At 72.6% G+C, this 5,505-nt stretch carries 3 protein-coding genes; 1 reads left to right on the top strand and 2 read right to left on the bottom strand.

Features of this window, described 5'->3' with window-relative positions:
* Nucleotides 1–312: 312 nt before the first annotated feature.
* Nucleotides 313–738 carry a tetratricopeptide repeat protein gene (locus tag AOK15_RS48965; protein ID WP_478078829.1) on the bottom strand — a complete coding sequence of 142 codons (426 nt, stop codon included), beginning with the start codon at nt 736–738 and terminating at the stop codon, nt 313–315.
* A gap of 54 nt (nt 739–792) precedes the next feature.
* On the bottom strand, nt 793–3,428 hold a 2,636-nt coding region (locus tag AOK15_RS40050; RefSeq protein WP_205632316.1), incomplete at its 3' end, for an AfsR/SARP family transcriptional regulator.
* A gap of 212 nt (nt 3,429–3,640) precedes the next feature.
* On the opposite strand from AOK15_RS40050, the gene AOK15_RS40045 reads away from it, so the two are divergent.
* Nucleotides 3,641–5,505, top strand: a 1,865-nt coding sequence (locus AOK15_RS40045; RefSeq protein ID WP_055524043.1) for a tetratricopeptide repeat protein, incomplete at its 3' end; no start/stop codon positions are given.

Below are 5,505 nucleotides of genomic sequence, written 5' to 3'. Positions count from 1 at the left end.
GTGGAGGACTGAAGGGTGGGGGCGGTGTCATGACCGCCCCCGAAGGGTGGATCAGGCGGTTTCCCGCGCCGAGTAACCGCTGTGCATCACGACGGTTGTCGGGATGCATGTGAGCGTTGCGATTGCGATTACTCCCAGTGCTGACAGCGCGATGAGCGCCGCCGTGCGCGTGCTTCTCAAGGCGTACCTCTCAGAGCATGAATCGCTCAATTGTGCCACGCCGGAACGGTTGTTCGCGACGTGCCCCGAAGCTTAGTGAATCATGCTCGACGACGCCCCATGTGATCGCAGAATCGTTGATCTTGCAGCCGGTCACAGACGCAATCGATCAAACTCGATCACTCTCGTGCGGATGCGTTCCAAGTCTTCCTCGGCCCCCGCTTCCTCCTCCGCCGCCTGGAGCCGACGCGCCGCTTCGATCGCGGCCGTCAGATGGCGGACTGCGGCTGCCGGCCGGCCGCGTTCGAACTCGCAGACGCCGAGGGCGCGTCGGGCTTGGATCTCCTCCAGCGCCGCCCCGATGTCCCTGGCCAGCGTGAGGGCCTGCCGGAGATGGTCCGCCGCGCGGTCGACGTCGGACAGGGCCCGGCGGGCGCATCCCAGCCGGGTGAGGGTGATCGCCTCGTTCTTCTGCGCGCCCATCCGGCGGAAGACGGGCAGCGCCTCCCGGCACAGGGCGACCGCAGCATGGGCCTGGCCCGTGAACAGGTGGATCTCGGCGAGGTTGATCTGGAGGATCGCCCTGTCCGACGGGCTCCCCGTACGCTCCGCGATCCGCAGCGAGCGCTCCNNCGCTCCGGATCGCCGGTGCGCAGGAACAGATTGCCGAGATTGTTGAGCGTCTTGGCCAGCATGCGCTCGTCGCCTGTGGCCTCGAAACCCTCGATCGCGTCCTGGAACCAGGACAGCGCGTCCTCGTGCTCGGACAGGTAGAGCAGGCAGATGGCGATGTTGTTCTGGCACCGGGCCTCGCGCCACCGATCCCCGGCGGGCGCGCAGAGAGTCAAGGACTCCCGCTGGAAGTCCAGGGCCTGCGGATAGCGGCCCATGTGCCAGTGCAGCACCCCCAGTTCACGCAGGGCCTCGGCCCGGGCATCCCGGTCGCCGATCGTCCGGGCACAGGTCAGAGCCTCCCTCGCGGTCCGGTCCGCGTCCGGGAACCGTCCGGTCGCCGTGTACGCCGCGCACAGGTCCAGCAGGGCCCGGCACCACTCCCTGCGACGCCCCGCACCGCGCCAGTACTCGGCGGCCGCGCCGTGCAGCCGTACCGCATCGGTCCAGTAGCACTCGCCGTCCAGGAACCCCGCCAGGACATGGCTGAGCAGCGCTGCCCGTGCCGGCGCCCCGTGGCCCCGCAGCCCCTGTTCGGCGCTCAGCAGGTTCTGTCGCTCGGTGGTGAACCAGATGAGGGCGTCGGCGGGGGTGCGGGGCACGGGCAGGTGCGCGAGCCGGGCGGCGGGGTCCGCGTCGGGTACGTCCAGCCGGATACGGCGGGGGTACAGCAGCCGGTCGCAGTGGTCCGCCGTACGGAGGTAGTGCTCCAGCAGCCGGTCGCGGGCCGCTTCGCGCCGCTCGTCGGTGTCCTGGGCGCCGCACAGCAGATGCGCGTACTCGCCGAGCAGGTCGTGGAAGCGGAAGCGGTTCGGGACCGGTTCCTGGAGGACATGGCACTGCAGGAGCGACTCCAGAAGGCGTTCCGTCTCGTCGAGGGGCCGGCCGAGGAGGGCGGCGGCCGCGTGCGGGCCGAACTCGGGGCCGGGGTGGAGGCTGAGCAGCCGGAAGGCGGACTGCTCGGCGGAGGAGAGCGTCTGGTAAGAGACCTCGAAGGCGCGAGCGATCTCGGAGTAGCCGTCGCGGATCTGGGCGAGGCGGTCGGTGGTCCGCGAGAGCAGGCCCCGCAGCACGGTGAGGTCCCACGAGGGATGTGCGCTGAGCCGGTTGGCGGCAATCTCGATGGCGAGCGGAAGATGGCCGCAGAGCCGGACGATCTCCTCCAACTCCTGCCGCTCCTCCAGCCGTTCCTGCTCCTCCCGCCTACCGGCCGCGTCCGTGGGCCGTGGTCCGTCGAGGCCGGCGCACTCGCGGAACAGCGCGACCGCGTCCGCCGTGGGCAGCACGTCCAGCGCCAGGGAGCGTCCCCGGGGCAGGCCCACCAGCCGGCGGCGGCTGGTGATGAGGACGAAGCACTCCGTCGCGCCGGGCAGCAGGGGCCGTACCTGCTCCGGGCCCGCCGCGTCGTCGAGGATGATCAGGGCACGTCGGTGGCCGAGGGCCTGGCGCCACAGCGCGGCGCGTTCCTCGACGTCGGCGGGGATGGACTGCGGCGGTACCTCGAGGAGGCGGAGGAGCGTGGCGAGGGCGGCTCCGGCGGTGAGGGGTTCCTGGCCCTGGGCGTGGGCCCGGAGATTCACGTAGAGGGAGCCGTCCGGGAAGCGGCCGGTGAACTCGTGTGCCGCGCGGATCGCCAGCGCGGACTTGCCGACGCCCGCCATCCCCGAGATGGACTCCAGGGTGACGACAGCACCGTCCCGAGAGGCGGTGTCGATTGCGGAGCGGATCCGTTCCATCTCGGCGCGGCGGCCCACGAGGGGGCCCTGCCGGGGGAGATGGTCGGGCACACGCTGTGGCCGGACGGCGGCCGGAGACGGCGGGCGAGTGGCGGCGGGCCGCCGCACGAGGTCGTGCGGCGGACCCCCGGCCAGGATCTGCCGGTGGACGCGGACCAGTTCCTCACCCGGGTCCGTGCCGAACTCGGTGCGCAGGATCCGCCGCACCCGCTGATAGAGGTGCAGGGCCTCGGCCTGCCGGCCGCCGCCGTAGTACGCGACCATCAACTGGCCCGCGAGGGCCTCGTCGCCGCGGTACTCGTCGACCAGCGCGGACAACTCGCCCGCCGTCTCGGCGAAGCGGCCCAGCCGCAGCTCCACCGCGACGCGCGCGCCGACCACGGCCCGTCGCTTCTCCGCGAGAGCGGTACGGACCCGCCGGGCCCACAGTCCGGGCAGACCGGCCAGCGGCTCCGTCCAGAGGCCCTCGGCCTCCCGGAACAGCGCCGCGGCACGGGTGTCGTCCCCCTCGGCGGCCACGGTTCCGGCGCGGTCGGCGATACGGAGGAAGCGGTGCCAGTCCACCGTCTCGGGGGCGGTGACCAGGGTGTAGGTGTGGGTGCGATGCGTGATCGCGGGGGCGCCCGGACCCGGCGCCGCCTCCCGGATGGCCCGGCGGAGCCGGGAGACGTAGGTGTGGACGTTCTCCCGGGCACGCCCCGGAGGATCGTCCCAGAGCCGGTCGACGAGGCAGTCCAGCGGCACCGGACGGCCGACGTCCAGGGCCAGGGCAGCCAGGACCGACGCCTCCTTGCCCGAACCGAGACCGAGCCGGCCCTCCTGGACACCGAGGCCGACGGGGCCGAGAACATGGATCTCCACCAGCGTTCCTCTCGCCGGCACACCCGTTCAAGGACCGCGCAGACTGCACAGAATGACACCTCGTCACCTGGGAAACCAGACACGCCTCGAACTGTCGGCCGGATCCTTGTCCTTTATCCGGGAGTGGTGGCGGGTAGGGCACCTTCAATGCGTGTACGCGGCATCCGTCGGTGCCCGTCGCGGGCTCGGATTCGACCACGGGGGCGGACGGCATGAGCGGCGGCACGGGCAGACTCGGTGGCTTTCCCGGACGGGGCGAACGCGGTCCGGGCGGTGACGCGGCCGCGATCGGCAATTACATCGGCGGGGACGCGCGGGTACAGGGTGTCGTCGTCCAGGTAGACGAGGTGAACGGCGGTATCCACACCCATCTGCCGCCCCCGGCACCACCGACTCCCGTACCCCGCCAACTTCCTCCCGCGGCACACCACTTCACCGACCGGGAGAGCGACCTCGCCGCCCTGGAACGGCTGGCGCCGCGCCGGACCGGGCTGGTCGTCGTGACAGGGCCCGCCGGAGTGGGCAAGACCTCCCTGGTCACCCAGTGGCTGCGTCGGATCGGCGGCGACTTCCCCGACGGGCAGCTCTACGCGGATCTACGAGGCCACGACCTCACCGACGCGGCGGCGCCCGGCGAGATCCTCGGACGGTTCCTCCGCGCCCTGTACCCCGGCCCGGTGCCCGCCGACATCGCCGAGCAGAGCGCGCTGTGGCGGTCGGTCACCTCCGGACTGCGGCTCGCGGTCCTCCTCGACAACGCCTGCACCGCGGCCCAGGCCCGGCCGCTGCTCCCCGGCTCGGACCGCGGCCTCGTCGTCGTCACCGGACGCCGTCGGCTGACCGGGCTCGGCATCGACGGCGCCGCCTTTCACACCGTCGACGTCATGCCGCCCGAGGCGGCGGAGGAACTGCTGATCAGAGGCGTCGGCCGGGAACGGGTCGCCGACGACCCGGCCGCAGCCCGCGCGGTGGTCACCCTCTGCGCGGGGCTGCCCCTCGCGGTGTGCGTGGCTGCCGCCCGGCTCGCCTCCCGCCCCCGGCAGCCGCTCCGCGCGCTGGCCGAGGCGCTCGCCCGCCCCGGTGACCGACTGGCCGTGCTGGCCGTGGAAGGAGAGACAGCGGTGCGAGGCGCACTCGACGAGTCCTACCGGGCCCTGCCCGCCCGGGCGGCCCGGCTCTACCGGCTGCTGGGCCGGCTGCCCACTCCCGAGCTGGACGGCCGGCTCGCCGCTGCCGCCGGTGCCCTGACCCTCGACGAGGCGGACGGATTACTCGACGTGCTCGTCGAGTCCCACCTCCTCCAGGAACTCGGCGAGGACCGCTACCGCTTCCACGACCTCGTCCGCCTCCACGCCCGCCAGCAGACCGCCGGCCATGAGCGCGACGAGGCACTGCGCCGGGCCGGCGACTGGTACCTGGCGACCGCCACCCGCGCCGAACAGCTCATCACCCCTGCGCAGTTCACCCTGGAGCGGGCCGACGAGCACTGGCCCGACCTTGAACCGCCGTTCGACGACGAGACGGGTGCGCTGGCCTGGCTCGACCGCCACCGGACCAACCTGATGGCCGTGCTGCGTGCCACTGCCGAACGCCACTGGTCCACGCTGACCTGGCAGCTCGTCGACGCCATGTGGCCCCTCTTCCTCCGTCTGCGCCTCTACGACCTGTGGATCGAGGCCCATGAACTGGGCCTTGCCGCCGCCCGCCGCGCCGGACACGCCGAGGCGGAGCGCCAGATGCTCAACTCCGGAGCCATCGGCCTGAGCGCCGCAGGCCGCGTCGACGAGGCGGTCACCTGGTACACCGCCTCAAAGGACGCGGCCCGCGCCGCCGGCGACCTCAGGGACGAGGGCCAGGCGCTCCTCGGCCTCGGCGTGGCCCACTTCCGGTCGGGGCGGCTCACCGAGGCCGTACCCCCGGTGGAGCGGGCCATCGCCCTGTGGGAGGAGGCCGGTTATCCGCGCGGTACGGGCCTGGCCCGGATCGTGCTGGGCGAGATCGCGCTCGCGGCCGACGAACCGCCCTCGGCGGTCTCCCACTTGGAGCAGGCGTACGCGTCCCTCACCGCGGTGAGGGA

It is taken from the genome of Streptomyces ossamyceticus (assembly GCF_001418475.1).
GTDB lineage: Bacteria > Actinomycetota > Actinomycetes > Streptomycetales > Streptomycetaceae > Streptomyces > Streptomyces ossamyceticus.
Note: the sequence above shows the minus strand (reverse complement) of the source record. Positions and strands in the feature narration are given on the sequence as shown.